Origin of the sequence: Paenibacillus rubinfantis, assembly GCF_001486505.1 — a bacterium.
In the GTDB taxonomy this organism is placed as follows: Bacteria; Bacillota; Bacilli; order Paenibacillales; family Paenibacillaceae; genus Fontibacillus; species Fontibacillus rubinfantis.
The window spans coordinates 1-18,196 of record NZ_LN909047.1; the positions used below are offsets into that span (position 1 = coordinate 1).

Sequence of the window (18,196 nt, forward strand, 5' to 3'; positions counted from 1 at the left end):
GGATAAAAGCTACCCTGGGGATAACAGGCTTATCTCCCCCAAGAGTCCACATCGACGGGGAGGTTTGGCACCTCGATGTCGGCTCATCGCATCCTGGGGCTGAAGTAGGTCCCAAGGGTTGGGCTGTTCGCCCATTAAAGCGGTACGCGAGCTGGGTTCAGAACGTCGTGAGACAGTTCGGTCCCTATCTGTCGTGGGCGTAGGAAATTTGAGAGGAGCTGTCCTTAGTACGAGAGGACCGGGATGGACGCACCGCTGGTGCACCAGTTGTTCCGCCAGGAGCACAGCTGGGTAGCTAAGTGCGGACGGGATAAGCGCTGAAAGCATCTAAGCGTGAAGCCCCCCTCAAGATGAGATTTCCCAACTAGTAAGACCCCTTGAAGACGACGAGGTTGATAGGCCTGAGGTGGAAGTGCAGCAATGTATGGAGCTGACAGGTACTAATCGGTCGAGGGCTTATCCAAAAACAACTCCAAAAAGTGGCGTCAGGCTGAACAAGCCGATTCGAGCACTTGAGGAGACTAACACGCAAATCAAGTTTCGTATCCAGTTTTTAAGCGATTAAGACGCTTGAACCGTTTGGTGGCGATGGCGGAGGGGTTCCACACGTTCCCATCCCGAACACGACCGTTAAGCCCTCCAGCGCCGATGGTACTTGGACCGAAGGGTCCTGGGAGAGTAGGACGCCGCCAAGCAAAAGAGAAAGAGCACTGCCGTTGATTCGGTGGTGCTCTTTTTGTGTTTCCGTGTAAAGCCTGCAAAAGTGCAGGAAATTTTCTCGATGGGGTGTAATATGAGTTGCTGGATAAACGAAAAACTGCACTTTTGCAGGTATTTCAATCAATCTGTGGCTCGATGCTCGAAAAACTACATTTTTACAGGAATATTACTTTGACCAATGCGACCGTTACTATAATAAGTGCGATTCTGCACTTATTTCAGGCGCAATCCGCCGATTTCCGGGAAATAGATGCTACAGTGCACTTATTTTCGGTGATTCCAGCGAAATCCGGCCTAATGCGCTAAATTAGATGCATTATTGCATCTATTGAGCCCAATCAACCGGAAATGCGCAAAAATAGATGCACTAGTGCAGCTAATCAAAATCCTAATTGGCCAACCCGTTCAGCATCGAGGACTCACTCGAGCATCCCCCTATTTCTTCTCCAACAAGCACCAACCGTGCAGATTACTCATACGCTTAACCACGAATATTTTCCGCGCTACACGCCCACACTGATTCTGAAACCGTGCCACTTGGCAAATCATCAAATTATGGTATAATGTTTATAAAGTCAAAGAAAGTCAAAGTCAACAGGCCGAATTATGAAGCTCGACTTGAGCTGATATATCTGTCCGTCCTGTCCCTTTCCTTGACACCAACCGCAACAAGAGATTCACGTGTGGAATAATGGAGGATGAGTGATGCGTAATATCTCCGATATCATCGAAAAATATCTCAAGAGTATTTTGCATGAAAGTCCTGAGGGGATTATAGAGATTCAACGTAACGAACTTGCCGACCAATTTTCCTGCGTGCCGTCGCAAATTAATTATGTCATCAGCACCCGTTTTACTCTGGAGAAAGGGTACCTGGTCGAAAGCAAGCGCGGCGGTGGCGGTTATGTTCGGATTCGGCGCATTGCGTTGCCGGGACCAACGTCGCTGCATACGCATTTGCATGAGACGATCGGCGATGAGATCGGGCAATCCGCGGCGGAAGGGTTGATTTACCGCCTGGAGGAAGCCCGCTTTTTGACCCCTCGGGAAGCCGCGTTGATGCGCTCGGCGATATCCCGCGAAGTGCTGGCGATCAAGCTGCCCTATCGCGACCAGATCCGGGCCAGAATGATGAGAGCGATGTTAATCTCATTGTTGAGTTAGCAACAGAACGCAATACACAGGTTTAAGGATTTGCTGTCTTAGTCTATCCCGTAAGGAGGGACGTGCGATGCAATGCCAAGAGTGCGGCAAGCGCCCGGCAACTTTGCATTTTACGAAGATCGTCAATGGCGAGAAGACGGAGTTTCACTTCTGTGAGACCTGCGCCAGGGAAAAAGGGGAGCTGATTCCCGGCACTTCGGGCGGCTTTTCGATTCACAACCTGCTGTCGGGCTTTCTCGATTTGAGTCCGTCGAACAAAGGGCAAGTTTCCGGGCACAGTACCCCTGAACATCTGCGCTGCGAAGAATGCGGTATGACGTATTCCCAGTTCAGCAAAATCGGACGTTTTGGGTGCAGCTCTTGCTACAAATATTTTAACGATCGCCTGGATCCACTGTTCAAAAAAGTGCATGGCAATACCGTTCACGTCGGGAAAGTCCCGAAACGGACCGGGGGTCATATCCAGGTGAAACGTAAGCTAGAAGATCTCCGCCGCGAACTGCAGTACCGAATCCTCCAGGAGGAATTTGAGGAGGCGGCAGCACTGCGGGATCAAATTCGCGAGCTTGAGAAGAACATATCCGCAGAGTAGGAGGGATGCAGGGTGACCAATCTCCGTTTCACCGAACAGCCGCTTAGCGAATGGATGAGCCAACAAGGCAAGGAGTCCGATATCGTCATGAGCAGCCGGGTAAGGATCGCCCGCAACGTGCTGCATCAACCCTTTCCGATGCTGGCCACCAACACGCAATCGGAGGAGGTGCTGAAGCAGCTGCAGGAGGTTCTGAGCGACAACGAGCTTCAGTCTCATGGGAAACTGTACCCGATCCTCCTAGCGGACTTGGATGAACTGGATAAGCGGGTACTGGTCGAGAAGCATTTGATCAGTCCGAACCTAGCCAACGATTCCAGAAATGGGGCCGTCTTCATCAGCGAAGATGAGAGCCTGAGCATCATGATCAATGAAGAGGACCATTTACGCATCCAATGCCTGTATCCGGGGCTGCAAGTCCAAGAGGCATGGGAAAAAGCGACGGCGATCGACGACATTTTCGAATCGCATGTGGATTATGCTTTTGACGATCGCCGCGGGTATTTGACCAGCTGCCCAACAAACGTGGGGACCGGCCTACGGGCTTCCGTGATGATGCATTTGCCGGCGCTGGTGCTCACGCAGCAGATCGGCCGCATCTTATCCGCCGTTTCGCAGGTAGGTTTGACCGTCCGCGGGATCTACGGGGAAGGCAGCGAAGCGATGGGCAACTTGTTTCAAATCTCAAATCAGATTACACTAGGACAAAGCGAAGCTGAGATCATCGAAAATTTATATGGCGTGGTTTTGCAGATCATTCAGCATGAGAAAACGGCGAGAGAAAAGCTGATCAGCGAATCGCGGCTGCGGATGATGGACCGGGTGATGCGCTCTTATGGGATATTATCCGAGGCGTACATCATCGACTCGAAGGAAGCCGCTCAGCGGCTGTCCGATGTCCGGCTTGGCGTAGATTTGGGCCTGATCGAAGGCGTGTCGGCACAGGCGTTAAATGAATTAAACGTGCTGACGCAGCCCGGCTTTTTGCAGAAGAAATTCAGCAGCAGCATGTCCCCGGGGGAACGGGATATGTACCGCGCCAAGCTCATTCGAGAGCGAATGGGGAAATAACGAGAGGATTACTATGGAGGTGTAGGAGAAGATGATGTTTGGAAGATTTACGGAACGCGCCCAAAAAGTACTGGCATTGGCTCAGGAAGAAGCCGTAAGGCTGGGACATAACAATATCGGGACGGAACATGTGCTGCTCGGGCTGATCCGTGAAGGCGAAGGTATTGCCGCCAAAGCGCTGATCGGATTGGGTCTGGGACTCGAGAAAATACAAGATGAAGTGGAGACGCTGATCGGCCGCGGCCAGGAACAGCCAACCAATATCGCTTATACGCCGCGCGCCAAGAAAGTCATCGAGCTGTCCATGGATGAAGCGCGCAAGCTCGGCCATACTTATGTCGGCACGGAGCATATTTTGCTCGGCCTGATTCGCGAAGGAGAAGGCGTTGCAGCTCGCGTACTGAACAACCTCGGCATCAGCCTGAACAAGGCGCGGCAGCAAGTGCTGCAGCTGCTGGGCAGCAGTGAGGCGGTATCCAGTCATCACGGCACGCCAACCAACGTCAATACGCCAACGCTGGACAGCTTGGCCCGCGACTTGACGGCTTCGGCCAAAGAAGGCAATCTGGATCCGGTGATCGGCCGCAGCAAGGAGATCGAACGGGTGATCCAGGTGCTGAGCCGCCGGACGAAGAATAACCCGGTGTTAATCGGGGAACCAGGCGTCGGGAAAACGGCAATCGCCGAAGGGCTCGCACAAAAAATCATCAACAATGAAATTCCGGAGACGCTGCGAGATAAACGCGTCATGACGCTGGATATGGGTTCGGTCGTTGCTGGTACGAAGTACCGCGGCGAATTTGAGGACCGCTTGAAGAAGATCATGGACGAAATTCGTCAAGCCGGCAACATCATCCTCTTTATCGACGAGCTTCATACGTTGATCGGAGCCGGCGGTGCGGAAGGGGCCATCGACGCTTCGAACATCTTAAAACCAGCGTTGGCTCGCGGCGAACTGCAATGCATCGGCGCAACTACGCTGGATGAATATCGGAAATATATCGAAAAAGACGCCGCATTGGAACGTCGTTTCCAACCGATCACGGTGGATCAACCGTCGGTGGACGAAGCGATTCAAATCCTGCACGGGCTGCGCGACCGCTACGAGGCGCATCATCGGGTAAAAATTACCGATGAAGCGATCGAGCAGGCGGTCAAATTGTCCGACCGCTATATCCAAGACCGCTTCCTGCCGGATAAAGCGATTGACCTGATCGACGAGGCGGGGTCTAAGGTAAGGCTTAACTCGTATACGGTACCGCCGAATCTGAAACAATTGGAAAGCCGCCTCGAGGATATCCGCAAGGAAAAAGACGCTGCGGTCCAAAGCCAAGAATTCGAGAAAGCGGCGGCGCTTCGCGACACGGAACAGAAGATCCGCGAAGAGCTGGACGTTACGAAAAACCAATGGAAAGAAAAACAAGGGCGTACCGATTCCGAAGTGACGCCGGAGGATATCGCGCAGGTGGTTGCCAGCTGGACAGGAATTCCGGTCAACAAGCTGAAGGAAGAAGAAACCGAACGCCTGCTGAATATGGAGCAAATCCTGCATGAGCGCGTAATCGGGCAAGAGGAAGCCGTTAAGGCTGTTAGTAAGGCGATCCGCCGGGCGCGTGCAGGCCTCAAGGATCCGAAGCGCCCCATGGGCTCCTTCATCTTCCTCGGCCCAACCGGGGTAGGGAAAACCGAGCTGGCTCGTGCACTCGCCGAAGCGATGTTTGGCGACGAGAACGCCGTTATCCGCATCGACATGTCGGAGTACATGGAGAAACACTCCACGGCTCGTCTCGTCGGCGCGCCTCCAGGATATGTCGGGTATGAAGAAGGCGGCCAATTGACCGAGAAGGTGCGCCGCAAGCCGTATTCCGTCGTCCTGCTGGACGAAATCGAAAAAGCGCATCCGGAAGTGTTTAACATCCTTCTGCAAGTGCTGGAGGACGGCCGATTGACCGATTCCAAAGGCCGGGTCGTTGATTTCCGCAACACGTTGATTATTCTGACCTCGAACGTCGGCGCCGAAGCGATTAAGCGCAATACGCGCCTGGGCTTCACCGCGGTTCAGGATGCCGGGGCCGATTATGACAATATGAAGGGCAAAGTGATGGAAGAGCTGAAGAAGAGCTTCCGTCCGGAGTTCCTCAACCGGATCGATGAAATTATCGTCTTCCATTCGCTCGAAGAGGCGCATATCGGTCAAATCGTCACGCTGATGTCCGAAGAATTGCGTAAACGCCTGCGCGAATATGATGTGGACTTTACGCTGACGGATAAAGCGAAAGCGTTCCTGGCGAAAGAAGGCTACGATCCCGCTTACGGTGCGCGTCCGCTGCGTCGGGCGATCCAGAAGCATATCGAAGACCGCCTGTCCGAGGAGCTGTTGACCGGCAACGTGAAGAAAGGCGACTCGTTGACCATCGACGAAGAGAACGGCGCATTAAAGGTCGAGCGTACCGGAACCTTCATCAAAAACGCGTAACGTGTAAAAAAATGTTGGTAAATCCTACAAATCTGTAACGATTAAGCCGATGAAATAAGATAAAGGCAGCTTCCAAAGCGATGCTTTGGGGCTGCTTTTTTTTAACCCACCTCTCCTGGCGACAGCGCTCGGATAACTTTCGATAAACCCGAAAGGATGGTAAAATTTTAGGTACCATGACGAATACGGTGTCGGCTAGGTCTGTCAAATATTGCAGAGGCGAGAAGGAGAGATAAATGGTTAAAGTAAAAACAAAGTTTTTTTGCTCCGAATGTGGTTATGAATCGCCCAAATGGTATGGAAAATGCCCGGGATGCGGCGCCTGGAACTCCATGGTGGAAGAAGTGGAGAAAACCGTCAAGACGCAAGGCATGACTTCCGGGATATTTCATGCGAAAGAAAAGCCGCAATCGATCATAAATATAGAGAGCGGCAAAGAACCGCGGATTCAAACGGGAATCGGGGAACTGAACCGGGTGCTCGGAGGCGGCGTTGTGCCAGGCTCTCTGGTGCTGGTCGGAGGGGATCCCGGAATCGGGAAATCGACCCTGTTGCTGCAAACCTCTCATGAAATGGCCCGCAGCGGTCTGAGGGTATTGTATATCTCGGGGGAGGAATCCGTCCGTCAGACGAAGCTTCGGGCGGAACGGCTGGGGACATTGTCCCCGGAGCTCTTCGTTTTGTGCGAGAGCAGCATGGACGGAATCGAAGAAGCGATCGAGAGTGTGAAACCCGATTTTCTGGTGATCGATTCGATCCAGACGGTTTATTTGCCGGAAGTGACCAGTGCCCCCGGCAGTGTATCGCAGGTGCGGGAATGTACGGCGCGGTTTATGCGGATTGCCAAAGGGCAAGGCATCGCCACGGTTCTGGTAGGTCACGTCACCAAGGAAGGGGCCATTGCCGGACCGCGGATGCTGGAGCATATGGTCGACTGCGTATTGTATTTCGAAGGCGAGCGGCATCACACGTATCGGCTGCTAAGAGCGGTAAAGAACCGCTTTGGTTCGACCAACGAAATCGGAATATTTGAGATGAACGAATCCGGCCTGGCGGAAGTAGCGAATCCGTCGGAGCTGTTTCTATCCGAACGGCCGCTTGGCGTGGCGGGCTCCACCGTCGTTGCCAGCATGGAAGGGACTCGCCCGATGCTGGTCGAGCTGCAGGCCTTGATCGCAGCCACCCATTTCCCTTCGCCAAGGCGGATGGCCACCGGCGTGGACTATCAGCGAATGAACCTGATTCTCGCGGTGCTCGAGAAGCGTATGGGTATGTTCCTGCAAAATCAGGACGCTTACGTCAATTTGGCCGGCGGCGTCAAGCTGGACGAACCGGCGGTGGATCTGGCGATTGCCGTCAGCGTGGCTTCCAGCTTTCGCGATCTACCGACGAAGCCGTACGACGTGTTTTTCGGGGAAGTTGGCTTGACCGGCGAAGTGCGCGCCGTCTCCCGAGCGGAGCAGCGCGTGAAGGAAGCGGCCAAGCTTGGCTTTAAACGGGTCATTTTGCCGGAGAAGAGCATGAAAGGGTGGAAGGGGCCGCAAGGGATTCAACTGATAGGCGTAAATACCGTTGCAGATGCGCTAGCTGTTGCGTTAGATTAGGGGGCATTGAATGATGAAGGAAACTACCCAAGCAGAGAAAATGAACGATTTGTTGAGACTTGTCGCGCCGGGAACGGCTTTTCGCGACGGCCTCGAAAACGTGCTGCGGGCCAAGACCGGGGGCTTAATCGTCGTCGGTTACAGCCCGGAGGTGATGGAGGTCGTCGAGGGGGGCTTCTCCATCAACTGTGACTTCTCACCGAACTATCTTTATGAGCTGGCCAAAATGGACGGGGCGATTATCCTCAGCGAGGATTTGAAACGGATTCTGTACGCCAATACCCAGCTGATTCCGGATTCTTCCATCGCCTCCTCGGAGACGGGCATCCGGCACCGTACCGCAGAGCGGGTGGCCAAACAGACCGGCAAGCTGGTCGTCTCCATCTCCCAGCGCCGGAATATCATCACTCTTTACCAAGGCGGCTTACGGTATGCACTGAAGGAAATTGGCGTCATCCTGACGAAGGCCAATCAAGCTATTCAGACGCTGGAGAAATACCGCTCCGTCCTGAATCAAGCCTTAACGAACCTCACGGCTTCCGAATTCGAGGAGTTGGTCTCCTTGCCTGAGGTGATTAACGTCATCCAACGCGTGGAAATGGTTATCCGGATCAAGATGGAGATCAAACGGTTCATCAACGAGTTGGGGACGGAAGGGCGGCTGATCAGCATGCAGATGGAGGAGCTGGTCAGCAATATGGAAGAAGAGGCATGGCTTTTATACAAAGACTATGCCAAAGAAGACCAAGACGAAGCAATCCGTGAAATTATACTCGGGCTCAAACGATCCACCGACGACGAGCTGCTGGACGACAACCACATAACGAAGCTGTTGGGTTATCCATCCTCCGCCGCTACTTCGGAGGAATTGATCTCTCCGCGAGGTTATCGCGTGTTGAACAAAATCCCTCGCCTGCCTAATGTCATTATCCACAATTTGGTGGAACGGTTCGGTTGCTTACCCAACGTGATGATGGCCAGTATCGAGGAGCTGGATGAAGTTGACGGGATCGGTGAGGTGCGGGCACGCTCCATCAAAGAAGGGCTGAAACGCCTCCAAGAGCAAGTATTCATTGACAGACAAATTTAAATCACCTATCATCAATGGATGTTCAGAATATCTACTCGAGGTGATGAGATGATTACGAAATCAATTCCGAACCTGTTTACGTTAGGAAACATGGTGCTCGGAATGCTGGCCATCCTGCTGGCAATGGAAGGTCGCTTCAGTTTGGCCGCCATCATGGTAATTGTCGCTATGCTGCTCGATGGTTTGGACGGGCGGGTTGCCCGTGCGCTGAACGCTCAAAGCGAGTTTGGGAAAGAGCTTGATTCTTTATCGGATCTCATTTCGTTTGGTATGGCTCCGGCACTGATTATGTACTTTATTTCATTCCACAGCATTCCTACCGGCGTCGCTTGGGCCGTCACCATCATCTTCCCGATGTGCGGAGCGCTGCGACTGGCCCGGTTTAATGTCCAAAAGGGAGCCCCGGGATATTTCATCGGCTTGCCGATTCCAGCTGCAGGCGGGGTGCTGGCCACGCTCTCGCTGTTTTACAGGGAGATTTCGGCGCCTTACTTCGTGGTATCTATGATGCTGTTATCGTATTTGATGATCAGCACGGTCAGATACCCGAATTTCAAGAAGGTGGGCCTACCGAAGAAAGCGATCGCTTATACGCCGCTTGTCGTCATCTTCGCGGTGGTCATCGCCGTCGTATTTCCGGATCAGATCGCCAAGCTCATTTTCATCCCATTGGTCATCTATGCGGCTTACGGGCTCCGGCAGAACATCCATCGGCTGCTTCGCCGCAAACACCGGGACGATGAGGATGCTGAAGAAGCGTATCGTCCAAAACGTTAAATACGAACTGTCGTACACATATGAAAAAGGCATGGATCTCCCGCGGGCGGAAAGGATCGATGCCTTTTTGATTTCCTTCGATATTCATGTATTCCTCATTCCTAAGTACAAGTACGCTTACGATAAGTTGAATAACCCCAGCGTGGCGCATTTTTGCGACTCGCGCTCCACAATTTCCTCCATATTGATCCCCAGCAGATTGCAAAGGGCGGACATATAGAAAAGGTTACGTCCAAGCTCATTCGTAATCGCATCCCGGCAATTTTCGCATAGCTCGCCTTGAACATGCTTGGCGATTGTTTCCTTGGCTTGTTGCAAATCCATGCCCGCCTCGAAGTCTTGTTTGGTGGCGTGCAGCTCGATGCAACCGCATTCGGTTACCGACTTGGTCACGGAACGGATAGCAGCAGCGTTGGTTTGTCCCATCTTCGACATGACGTCCAGCAAGCTGCGGTGACGGAGCAACAATTCAGAAACTTGTTCTTGAAAAGACTGAAGGCTTGGTGCGCTCATTTTCCATCCACCTCAATATTATGAATTGAATTCATTATATTCCACCTTTTCCTCCGAGATCAACCTGAAATCCCATAGCCAAGGGGCGCGTTCGGATTAGAAATGGTTATTTTTTGGCAAAAAAGTTGTCGTCCCAGGATTATGCATCCGGAAATTGGTTCATACTGGCTAAAGAAGATACTTATCTAGGAGGTGAAGAGAGACGTGCTGAAAAAATACTTTATGATTCTGGCTGGTTTATGCGGGGCATGGTTCGGTTATACGACCGGCGGCGTGTCCGGGGTGTTACCGGGGGCCGCTAGCGACTGGTTTCGCGACATGAACCCGATCGCAGCGAATTTGATTTGGGCTGCAGCCGGCGCACTGCTGTTCTTGTTCCTGTTCTCCTTGGCTGCAGACGTCGTTTCTTCGAGAGTGAAATCATGGATCGCCGCTTTAACGCGGATTCCGATGAATGAAATGGCTGCTGGTGCGGCCGGTTTGACTGCGGGACTTCTTCTTTCTTTAACGGTCTATCCCCTGCTGTCTTGGCTCGGCACGCTGGAGAGTATGGCGCAATTTACGGTATCGGCGTTGTTCGGCTACATTGGGCTTTACGTTGGGCTAGCCAAAAAGGAAGAGCTGTCCTCACTTTGGAAATCCGGGAAATGGGGGGCTTCCGTTCCGGAAGAGGAGCGTTGGGCGGAGGAACACAAAATTTTGGATACCAGCGTCATTATTGACGGGCGAATCGCCGACATTTGCAAAACCGGCTTTATTGAGGGAACGATCGTCATTCCGGAATTCGTGTTGGAAGAGCTTCAGCATATCGCCGATTCCTCGGATTTGCTTAAGCGGAACCGCGGCCGGCGGGGGCTGGATATTTTGAACAAAATCCAGAAAGAGCTGGACGTGAAAGTAATGATCTATGAAGGGGATTTCGAGGAAATCTCCGAAGTGGACAGCAAGCTGGTGAAGTTGGCAAAAGTCCTGCAGGGTAAAGTGGTGACCAACGACTTCAACTTGAACAAGGTATGCGAGCTGCAAGGCGTGTCCGTGTTGAACATCAACGATTTGGCCAATGCGGTCAAGCCGGTGGTGTTGCCTGGCGAGGAAATTATGGTTCAGGTGATCAAGGACGGCAAGGAGCATGGGCAAGGCGTTGCTTACTTGGATGATGGAACCATGATCGTTGTCGAAGGCGGACGAGACTATATCGGCACCATTACAGAGGTGCTGGTAACGAGCGTGCTGCAGACTTCGGCGGGACGGATGATTTTTGCCAAACCAAAACTGTTGGAAAAAGCCCAGTAATTCGGTATGATGGGATTAACTGCGCTGCGCGGATTGCAGTGCGGACGAATTCCGGGCAAAGGTGAGGCAAGAACATGATGGGTTTACAAGCAAGCGGCGATACGGGAGTCATCGTGGTGGCGGCAGGCCGCGGCACGCGCATGGGGACGGTGGAAAGCAAGCAGTATCTTATGCTGGACGGCAAACCGATCTTCATCCATACGTTGGAGGTGTTTTACCGTCATCCGTCGATTACGCAAATCGTGCTTGTCACCGGGGAACAGGATGTGAACCGGTGCCGATCATGGATGGCCGAATACGGCATGGCCGAACAAATACAAGTTATTCCGGGCGGGGCTGAGCGTCAGCACTCGGTACGCCAAGGATTGCTGCATCTCAGCACACCTTGGGTACTGGTGCATGACGGCGTCCGCCCTTTTGTCACGAGAGAGCAGATTACAACTTGCTGCGAAGCTGCCAAGACGCACGGGGCCGCCGTGCTCGCCGTACCCGTGAAAGATACGATCAAGCAGGCGGACGAGCAGGGCTGGGTCGCAGCAACCTTGGACCGGCGCAGCTTGTGGGCGATTCAGACGCCGCAGGCTTTTCGGCGTACCGAACTGCTGTCAGCCCATGAGCGGGCTGCAGAGGAAGGGTTCGTCGGCACCGACGACGCGATGCTGGCCGAACGGATGGGCATCCCCGTCAAGCTGGTAGAAGGGGCCTATGATAATATCAAAATCACGACACCCGAGGATCTGGATTATGCGGAGTTTATTCGGGGGAAGCGGCAGGGGTAGCGGAATCGTAGAGTAGAGCAACTTGCGTGAGCATCGGAGAGCGTAGGGAGACCTACGTGAGCAACGGAGCGACGGACTGAATTCAAGATTCGATGTCGATTTCACTTCCTCGTGCTGCTTCGTGATTAAAAGATGACCGGGAGAGGATGGATAGGATGTTTAGAGTGGGACAGGGCTTCGACGTGCATCAGCTCGTGGAGGGCAGGCCATGCATTATCGGCGGAGTGCATATTCCATACGAGAAAGGTTTGCTGGGGCACTCGGACGCCGATGTGTTGCTGCATACGATCAGCGACGCGATCTTAGGAGCGCTGGGGCTGGGGGACATCGGGCGTCATTTTCCCGATACCGATCCGGCGTTTAAAGATGCGGACAGCGTCGTGCTGCTGCAACGGGTCTGGGACATGGCGATCGACAAAGGCTACCGCTTGGGTAACCTGGACGCAACGATTATCGCGCAAAAACCAAAGATGGCGCCGTACATCCCGCAAATGGTAGAGGTGATCGCCCGTACCCTTGGGGCAGAGCCGGAACTCGTGAATGTGAAAGCCACAACCACGGAGCAGCTCGGATTTACCGGACGCGGTGAAGGCATTGCGGCACAATGCGTTGTCTGTCTGGTCCAGAATGTGCTATCATCATAAGCTTGTAAAGGTAGTTAGAACGTCAGCGTTTTGACGGGAAGCGTCTTAAAACTAGGGAGGGGATTGGAATGGCAGAGGTTCGCGTGCGCTATGCGCCGAGTCCAACGGGTCATTTACATATCGGAAACGCCAGAACGGCGTTGTTTAATTATTTGTTCGCCAGACATCACGGGGGTAAACTCATCATCCGCATTGAGGATACGGACGTGAAGCGCAACGTAGCTGGTGGCGAGGAGAACCAACTGACTTACCTCAAGTGGCTGGGTATGGATTGGGACGAAAGTGTGGATATCGGCGGGAACTACGGACCGTACCGGCAAACGGAGCGCCTTGAGTTGTATCGCCCGCTGGTGCAGGACCTGCTGGATCGGGGATTGGCTTATCGCTGCTACTGTACGGAAGAGGAGCTCGAGAAGGAGCGCGAAGAGCAAATGGCGCGCGGCGAAACACCGCGGTACTCCGGGAAATGCCGTCATCTGACGCCGGACCAACTGGCCGCGTATGACGCGGAAGGGCGCCAATACAGCATTCGTTTCCGCGTACCGGAAGGCCGGACGTTTACGTTTGACGACTTGGTCAAAGGGCCGATCTCGTTTGAATCCGACGTTAGCGGGGATTTTGTCATCGTAAAAAAAGACGGCATCCCGACCTACAACTTCGCGGTCGTATTGGACGATCATCTGATGAACATCACACACGTACTGCGCGGAGAGGACCATGTGTCCAACACGCCGCGGCAGCTCATGATCTACGACGCTTTTGGCTGGGAGCCGCCGGTGTTCGGCCATATGACGCTGATCGTCGGGGAAAACCACAAAAAGCTGAGCAAACGCGACGAATCGGTGATTCAATTCATCGAGCAGTACGATCAGCTTGGTTATTTGCCGGAAGCGATGTTTAATTTCATCGCCCTGCTCGGTTGGTCACCGGAAGGGGAAGAGGAGATTTTCAGCAAAGACGAGCTGATCTCGATCTTCGATGCGGGCCGTTTATCGCGCAGTCCAGCAGTGTTCGATACGAACAAGCTGGCGCACCTGAACAACCATTATATTAAGAACGCCGATCCGGAGCGGATCGCCTTGCTCGCTATTCCGCATCTGCAGCGGGCTGGTCGGCTTCCGGCCGAGTTGTCGCCGGAGCAGCAGGCGTGGGCCGGAGCGCTCGTCGCGTTGTACCAGGAGCAAATGACCGCCGCCTCCGATATCGTGGAGCTGTCGGAAATGTTCTTCCGCAGCGAGCCGGCGCTGGATGAGGAAGGGGCTGCCGTGTTGGCGGAACCGCAAGTGCCAGGCGTACTTTCCGCCTTTTTGGGTAAAGTTGAAGGACTGGCCGAATTCAGCGTGGAGAACATCGGCGCCGCGATCAAAGAGGTGCAGAAAGAGACCGGCAGCAAAGGGAAAGGCCTGTTTATGCCGATCCGGGTGGCGTTGACCGGACAAATGCATGGCCGCGATTTGAACCAGACGATTTTCCTGCTTGGCCGGGATAAAGTCGCCGAACGGTTGAAGGCGCGTCTCGCAGTTCTGTAGGGCGGCGGGGATCGATCCGAATTAGCCTGATGGGCCTAAGTCAGCTTGGATCGGTCTAAGTTGGCTCATTGGCGGTCGGTCCAAGTCAGCCCGAAACCGGCCCGAAACCGGCCGTCTTGCGCGCAAGGTGCGTGGTGCTACATGGTGGTGCCTATCGCTACACAATTGGTGACCTATCACGATTACGCTAACGCTTGCCACAGCGCTTATTTAGGCGGAACGGACCGATTTTCTTTTCTAACGCTCGTCAGTGTGCTTATTATGGCAATTTAGGCTCATTTCTTTGCTCAAATCAAGGAATAAGGTGTCTGGCAAGCGTTAGCGCTGAATATGCCCCTTTTTCGCTCAAATAGCGTTTGTGATCAGCGTTAGAGAGGGATAAATTTTTTTGGCTGCCATTGTCAGTGGGCCGTCCATTAGGTAATATAAAGGCAGGTATACTCTACAACTAGATGAATGGCGGCGAATGGGCCGTCTTAATGCCACCGGCATAGATCGGGAGAAGTACGCGATCAGCCGTATCGACCAGAGAGGATAACCGGGACCCTTCGGTGCGGACCGCGCAAAGAAGCAACCAGGCTGGAAGTTATCCGGATACGCGCTGGCGGAAATGCACCCGGGAGCCGCGAATGCGAATGCGCCTTGCAAGGCGTTGTAGCTTTCGCCGTATCGTCCGCGTTAAGGGCTTGAAGAGGGAGGAGTCGGCTTGAAGCCGAGGCTCGGCAGGATCGGCAATAGTTACATCCGCCGGACCCCGAAGCCAACTCATCCAAAGCAGAGTGGAACCGCGTCGTCAGGCGTCTCTGCAGCGAATGCTGCAGGGGCGCTTTTTTTATTAGGTCTATCCGTAAGCGATAGGAAGAGAAGGTGGGGGAAAACTATGTTCAAGAGAATTCGATCCGATATCCAGGCGGTGTTCGACAATGACCCGGCTGCCCGCAGCTGGTTCGAAGTGATCTTTACCTATTCCGGTCTGCATGCCATTTGGAGTCACCGGATCGCGCACTTTTTCTATCGCCACCGCTGGTATACGGCGGCCCGTGCGATTTCGCAGATCAGCCGGTTTTTCACCGGCATCGAAATCCATCCTGGAGCGCGGATTGGCAACCGGTTGTTCATCGACCATGGCATGGGGGTTGTTATCGGGGAAACTTGCGAAATCGGGGACGATGTGGTTATCTATCAGGGAGTCACGTTGGGCGGCAGCGGGAAGGAAAAAGGCAAACGCCACCCAACCGTCGGGAACAATGTCGTGATCGGGTCGGGGGCCAAGGTGCTCGGCTCGTTTAGAATCGGGGACCAGGCGAATATCGGGGCAAATTCGGTTGTCTTAAAAGAAGTGCCTGCCGGCAGCACCGTGGTGGGCATCCCGGGCAAAGTGGTTCGTCAGGACGGAAAAAGACTGGACCGCCTCAGCCACCAGTTGCCCGACCCGATGGTCGACGCGATGCGGGAGATGCAGCGCGAGATCGATCAGCTGCGCGGCGAAGTCCTCCAGCTCAGGGAGCAGCTGCGCGAGAAGCAGCCAACCGAGCTGTGAGCTGCTGCGGGGCGGATGGGTGTTGTGTGATTTGAGACGACCAGGGGGACGGACAACGTTAGAGCGGTGGAATATGCGGTTTGTCGTCTGTTGAGGAACAGTGGAACGATGGGATATAGTTTGTCGTCTGGTGATGAACGGTGGATCGATGGGATATACAGTTTGTTGTCTGGTGAGGGTCGATAGTGAAGCAATGTGATCATGATTGCGAGTTTAACGGACCCGAGAGACGTTAATGTGTTGGAACACCGGCCTTCTCCACTTTAACGGACTGAGATGACGTTATTTGCCTAAAATCGACTGTTTCTTCCGTGATTTGGGCGAAATAAGGTCACTGGTGTCCGTTAAATTGGGAAATAGTCGGGAAATGGGAGAATAACGTCACTGAGGTCCGTTAGAGGTCACGATTGGCTGGAGGGAGTGAGTAGCGGAGCGTAGGAAGATCTACGTGAGCAACGGAGCGACTGACTGAGTTCGAGATTCGATGTCGAATCCGCCCCCTCGAGATACCTCGTGATGGGAAGCCGATAGGAAAACTACCTTACAGGGAAGGAAAGTGCAGTATGGGATTGCAGATTTATAACACCTTAACCCGGGCGAAGGAGGGGTTCGTGAGCCTGACGCCGGGGAAAGTGAAGATGTATGTTTGTGGACCTACCGTCTACGGTTATATTCATATTGGGAACGCGCGGCCGATGATCTTTTTTGACGTAGTCCGTAGTTACCTGGAGAATCAGCAATACGATGTGAACTACGTCGTTAACTTCACAGATGTGGACGATAAGCTGATCCGCAAAGCAGAAGAAATGAACCTGACCGTACCGGAAGTGGCGGAGATGTTCATTCAAGCCTACTATGAGGATCTGGACGGCCTCGGGATTCCGCGCGCCACGGCCAATCCGCGAGTAACGGAGAATATGGAGGTCATCATTGACTTCATCCGCGACCTGGAGCAAAAAGGATTTGCCTACGAAAGCGGCGGGGACGTGTTCTATCGTACGAACAAATTCCCGGAATACGGCAAGCTGTCCGGACAAAATATCGGCGAGCTGCAGTTCGGCATCCGCATCGATGTGGACGACCGCAAGGAGCATCCGGAGGACTTCGTGCTCTGGAAAGCGGCCAAGCCCGGAGAAATCCATTGGAGCAGCCCATGGGGCGAAGGCCGTCCCGGCTGGCATATCGAATGCTCGGCGATGTCCCGGCAACTGTTAGGCGATACGCTGGATATCCACGGCGGGGGGCAGGACCTGCAGTTCCCACACCATGAATGCGAGGTCGCGCAGTCGGAAGCCGCAACTGGCAAGCCGTTAGCCAATTACTGGATGCATAACGGATACATCAACATCGACGGGGAAAAGATGTCCAAATCCCTCGGCAATGGCGTGCTTGTGAAGGATTTGCGCGCATTATATAGACGAGAAGCGATCCGGTACTTCATGCTGTCGACCCATTACCGCAATCCGCTGAACTTCTCGGAAGAAACGATGCAGCAAGCGGAACGCAGCGTAGAGCGGATCAGCAACGCCGCAAACAATCTTCGTCACCGGTTGAATGCGGCGCCGCAAGGCGGCGAAACAAAGGTTACGCCGGAGTGGGCAGAGAAGCTGGAAGCGATCCGCAGCTTGTTCCATGCCAAAATGCAGGACGACTTCAACACCCCGGACGCCATTACGGCGGTGTTCGAATGGGTGAGCGAAGTCAATACGCTGCTGCAGCAGCCGGTGACCGCTCGCGGTGATCTGGAAGCGGCGCTGCGGCTATTTGAGGAGATGAACGGCGTGCTGCGCATCGCTTTGCCGCCGGAAACTGAACTGCCCGGCGAAGAGGTCGAAGCGCTGATCGCGGAGCGGGCTGAGGCGCGGAAGGCCAAAAACTGGGCGCGCGCGGACGAGATCCGCGACCTGCTGGACGCCCGCGGCATCGTGCTCGAGGACACGCCGCAGGGCATGAGATGGCGGCGCAAATGAGCGGGCCGCACGAGCCAAGGGCAGGCGCCGGCGAGCGGGAGGGGCCGCTCGCGCTGGCCTACATCGGCGACGCCGTCTACGAGGTCGCCGTCCGCCAGCATGTGATGGCCCGCCCGAATTTGCGGCCTCACCACCTGCACGGCCAGTCGACGAAGTACGTCTCGGCGAAGGCGCAAGCGCAGCTGCTGGAGTTGATCGAGCCGCTGCTCACCGAAGAGGAGAAGGATGTTGTTCGCCAAGGGCGGAACGCCAAATCCGGCACCGTGCCGAAGAATGCCAACGTGCTGGACTACCGCCTTGCCACCGCTTTTGAGAGCTTGGTCGGTTATCTGTATTACACCGGAGCGCATGACCGTCTCCGTTGGTTGATCGCCGAAGGGTTTGCCGATTTGGAAAACAACCGGGACCGCGGCTAAATACGCGTCACCATAACA

At 54.1% G+C, this 18,196-nt stretch carries 15 protein-coding genes and 2 rRNA genes; 16 read left to right on the top strand and 1 reads right to left on the bottom strand.

Annotated elements, in window-relative coordinates:
* The 9 genes from BN3277_RS00005 to pssA form a co-directional block, all read left to right on the top strand.
* A 23S ribosomal RNA gene (locus BN3277_RS00005) occupies positions 1–464 on the top strand; the annotation flags it as partial.
* A gap of 114 nt (positions 465–578) precedes the next feature.
* A 5S ribosomal RNA gene (rrf, locus tag BN3277_RS00010) occupies positions 579–695 on the top strand.
* A gap of 730 nt (positions 696–1,425) precedes the next feature.
* Entirely contained in the window at positions 1,426–1,884 is a 459-nt protein-coding gene (locus BN3277_RS00015) for a CtsR family transcriptional regulator (protein WP_059040294.1), read from the top strand.
* Positions 1,885–1,951: 67 nt separating this feature from the next.
* On the top strand, positions 1,952–2,476 hold the full coding sequence (locus tag BN3277_RS00020; protein WP_059040295.1) for a protein-arginine kinase activator protein McsA: 525 nt from the start codon (positions 1,952–1,954) through the stop codon (positions 2,474–2,476).
* Positions 2,477–2,488: 12 nt separating this feature from the next.
* Positions 2,489–3,547, top strand: a complete 1,059-nt coding sequence (locus BN3277_RS00025; RefSeq protein WP_059040296.1) for a protein-arginine kinase McsB — start codon at positions 2,489–2,491, stop codon at positions 3,545–3,547.
* Positions 3,548–3,578: 31 nt separating this feature from the next.
* Positions 3,579–6,023: an ATP-dependent protease ATP-binding subunit ClpC gene (clpC, locus tag BN3277_RS00030; protein ID WP_059040297.1), complete on the top strand. Its 2,445-nt coding sequence runs from the start codon at positions 3,579–3,581 to the stop codon at positions 6,021–6,023.
* A gap of 236 nt (positions 6,024–6,259) precedes the next feature.
* The gene (gene radA, locus BN3277_RS00035) at positions 6,260–7,627 is read left to right on the top strand and encodes a DNA repair protein RadA (RefSeq protein WP_059040298.1); all 1,368 of its coding nucleotides are present in this window, start codon (positions 6,260–6,262) and stop codon (positions 7,625–7,627) included.
* 13 nt (positions 7,628–7,640) lie between these two features.
* Complete coding sequence (gene disA / locus BN3277_RS00040; protein ID WP_059040350.1) at positions 7,641–8,717, top strand: DNA integrity scanning diadenylate cyclase DisA; 1,077 nt, start codon at positions 7,641–7,643, stop codon at positions 8,715–8,717.
* Positions 8,718–8,765: 48 nt separating this feature from the next.
* Positions 8,766–9,494, top strand: a complete 729-nt coding sequence (gene pssA / locus BN3277_RS00045) for a CDP-diacylglycerol--serine O-phosphatidyltransferase (protein ID WP_059040299.1) — start codon at positions 8,766–8,768, stop codon at positions 9,492–9,494.
* A 117-nt stretch (positions 9,495–9,611) separates the two neighbouring features.
* Here the strand turns inward: pssA and BN3277_RS00050 are convergent, their stop codons facing one another.
* Positions 9,612–10,007, bottom strand: coding sequence for a nucleoside triphosphate pyrophosphohydrolase family protein (locus BN3277_RS00050; RefSeq protein ID WP_059040300.1), 396 nt, complete (start codon positions 10,005–10,007; stop codon positions 9,612–9,614).
* A gap of 204 nt (positions 10,008–10,211) precedes the next feature.
* Here BN3277_RS00050 and BN3277_RS00055 point away from each other — a divergent pair, with 204 nt between their 5' ends.
* From BN3277_RS00055 to BN3277_RS00085, 7 genes are all read left to right on the top strand, one after another.
* A complete protein-coding gene (locus BN3277_RS00055) occupies positions 10,212–11,300 on the top strand; it encodes a PIN/TRAM domain-containing protein (RefSeq protein ID WP_059040301.1) in 1,089 nt (362 codons plus the stop codon).
* Between the two features lie 77 nt (positions 11,301–11,377).
* Complete coding sequence (gene ispD, locus BN3277_RS00060) at positions 11,378–12,079, top strand: 2-C-methyl-D-erythritol 4-phosphate cytidylyltransferase (protein WP_059040351.1); 702 nt, start codon at positions 11,378–11,380, stop codon at positions 12,077–12,079.
* A 155-nt stretch (positions 12,080–12,234) separates the two neighbouring features.
* Positions 12,235–12,723 carry a 2-C-methyl-D-erythritol 2,4-cyclodiphosphate synthase gene (ispF, locus tag BN3277_RS00065; protein ID WP_059040302.1) on the top strand — a complete coding sequence of 163 codons (489 nt, stop codon included), beginning with the start codon at positions 12,235–12,237 and terminating at the stop codon, positions 12,721–12,723.
* 68 nt (positions 12,724–12,791) lie between these two features.
* Entirely contained in the window at positions 12,792–14,252 is a 1,461-nt protein-coding gene (gltX, locus tag BN3277_RS00070; protein WP_059040303.1) for a glutamate--tRNA ligase, read from the top strand.
* A gap of 880 nt (positions 14,253–15,132) precedes the next feature.
* A complete protein-coding gene (gene cysE / locus BN3277_RS00075) occupies positions 15,133–15,792 on the top strand; it encodes a serine O-acetyltransferase (protein ID WP_059040304.1) in 660 nt (219 codons plus the stop codon).
* Positions 15,793–16,355: 563 nt separating this feature from the next.
* Positions 16,356–17,762: a cysteine--tRNA ligase gene (gene cysS / locus BN3277_RS00080; RefSeq protein WP_059040305.1), complete on the top strand. Its 1,407-nt coding sequence runs from the start codon at positions 16,356–16,358 to the stop codon at positions 17,760–17,762.
* Positions 17,759–18,178: a Mini-ribonuclease 3 gene (locus tag BN3277_RS00085; RefSeq protein ID WP_082691244.1), complete on the top strand. Its 420-nt coding sequence runs from the start codon at positions 17,759–17,761 to the stop codon at positions 18,176–18,178. Before cysS ends, BN3277_RS00085 begins: the two co-directional genes overlap by 4 nt.
* Positions 18,179–18,196: the final 18 nt, after the last annotated feature.

Coding starts and splice junctions, on each gene's coding strand:
- BN3277_RS00015 (WP_059040294.1), top strand. CDS start 1,426: ATGCGTAATATCTCCGATATCATCGAAAAATATCTCAAGAGTATTTTG.
- BN3277_RS00020 (WP_059040295.1), top strand. CDS start 1,952: ATGCAATGCCAAGAGTGCGGCAAGCGCCCGGCAACTTTGCATTTTACG.
- clpC (WP_059040297.1), top strand. CDS start 3,579: ATGATGTTTGGAAGATTTACGGAACGCGCCCAAAAAGTACTGGCATTG.
- radA (WP_059040298.1), top strand. CDS start 6,260: ATGGTTAAAGTAAAAACAAAGTTTTTTTGCTCCGAATGTGGTTATGAA.
- disA (WP_059040350.1), top strand. CDS start 7,641: ATGAAGGAAACTACCCAAGCAGAGAAAATGAACGATTTGTTGAGACTT.
- pssA (WP_059040299.1), top strand. CDS start 8,766: ATGATTACGAAATCAATTCCGAACCTGTTTACGTTAGGAAACATGGTG.
- BN3277_RS00050 (WP_059040300.1), bottom strand. CDS start 10,007: ATGAGCGCACCAAGCCTTCAGTCTTTTCAAGAACAAGTTTCTGAATTG.
- ispD (WP_059040351.1), top strand. CDS start 11,378: ATGGGTTTACAAGCAAGCGGCGATACGGGAGTCATCGTGGTGGCGGCA.
- ispF (WP_059040302.1), top strand. CDS start 12,235: ATGTTTAGAGTGGGACAGGGCTTCGACGTGCATCAGCTCGTGGAGGGC.
- gltX (WP_059040303.1), top strand. CDS start 12,792: ATGGCAGAGGTTCGCGTGCGCTATGCGCCGAGTCCAACGGGTCATTTA.
- cysE (WP_059040304.1), top strand. CDS start 15,133: ATGTTCAAGAGAATTCGATCCGATATCCAGGCGGTGTTCGACAATGAC.
- cysS (WP_059040305.1), top strand. CDS start 16,356: ATGGGATTGCAGATTTATAACACCTTAACCCGGGCGAAGGAGGGGTTC.
- BN3277_RS00085 (WP_082691244.1), top strand. CDS start 17,759: ATGAGCGGGCCGCACGAGCCAAGGGCAGGCGCCGGCGAGCGGGAGGGG.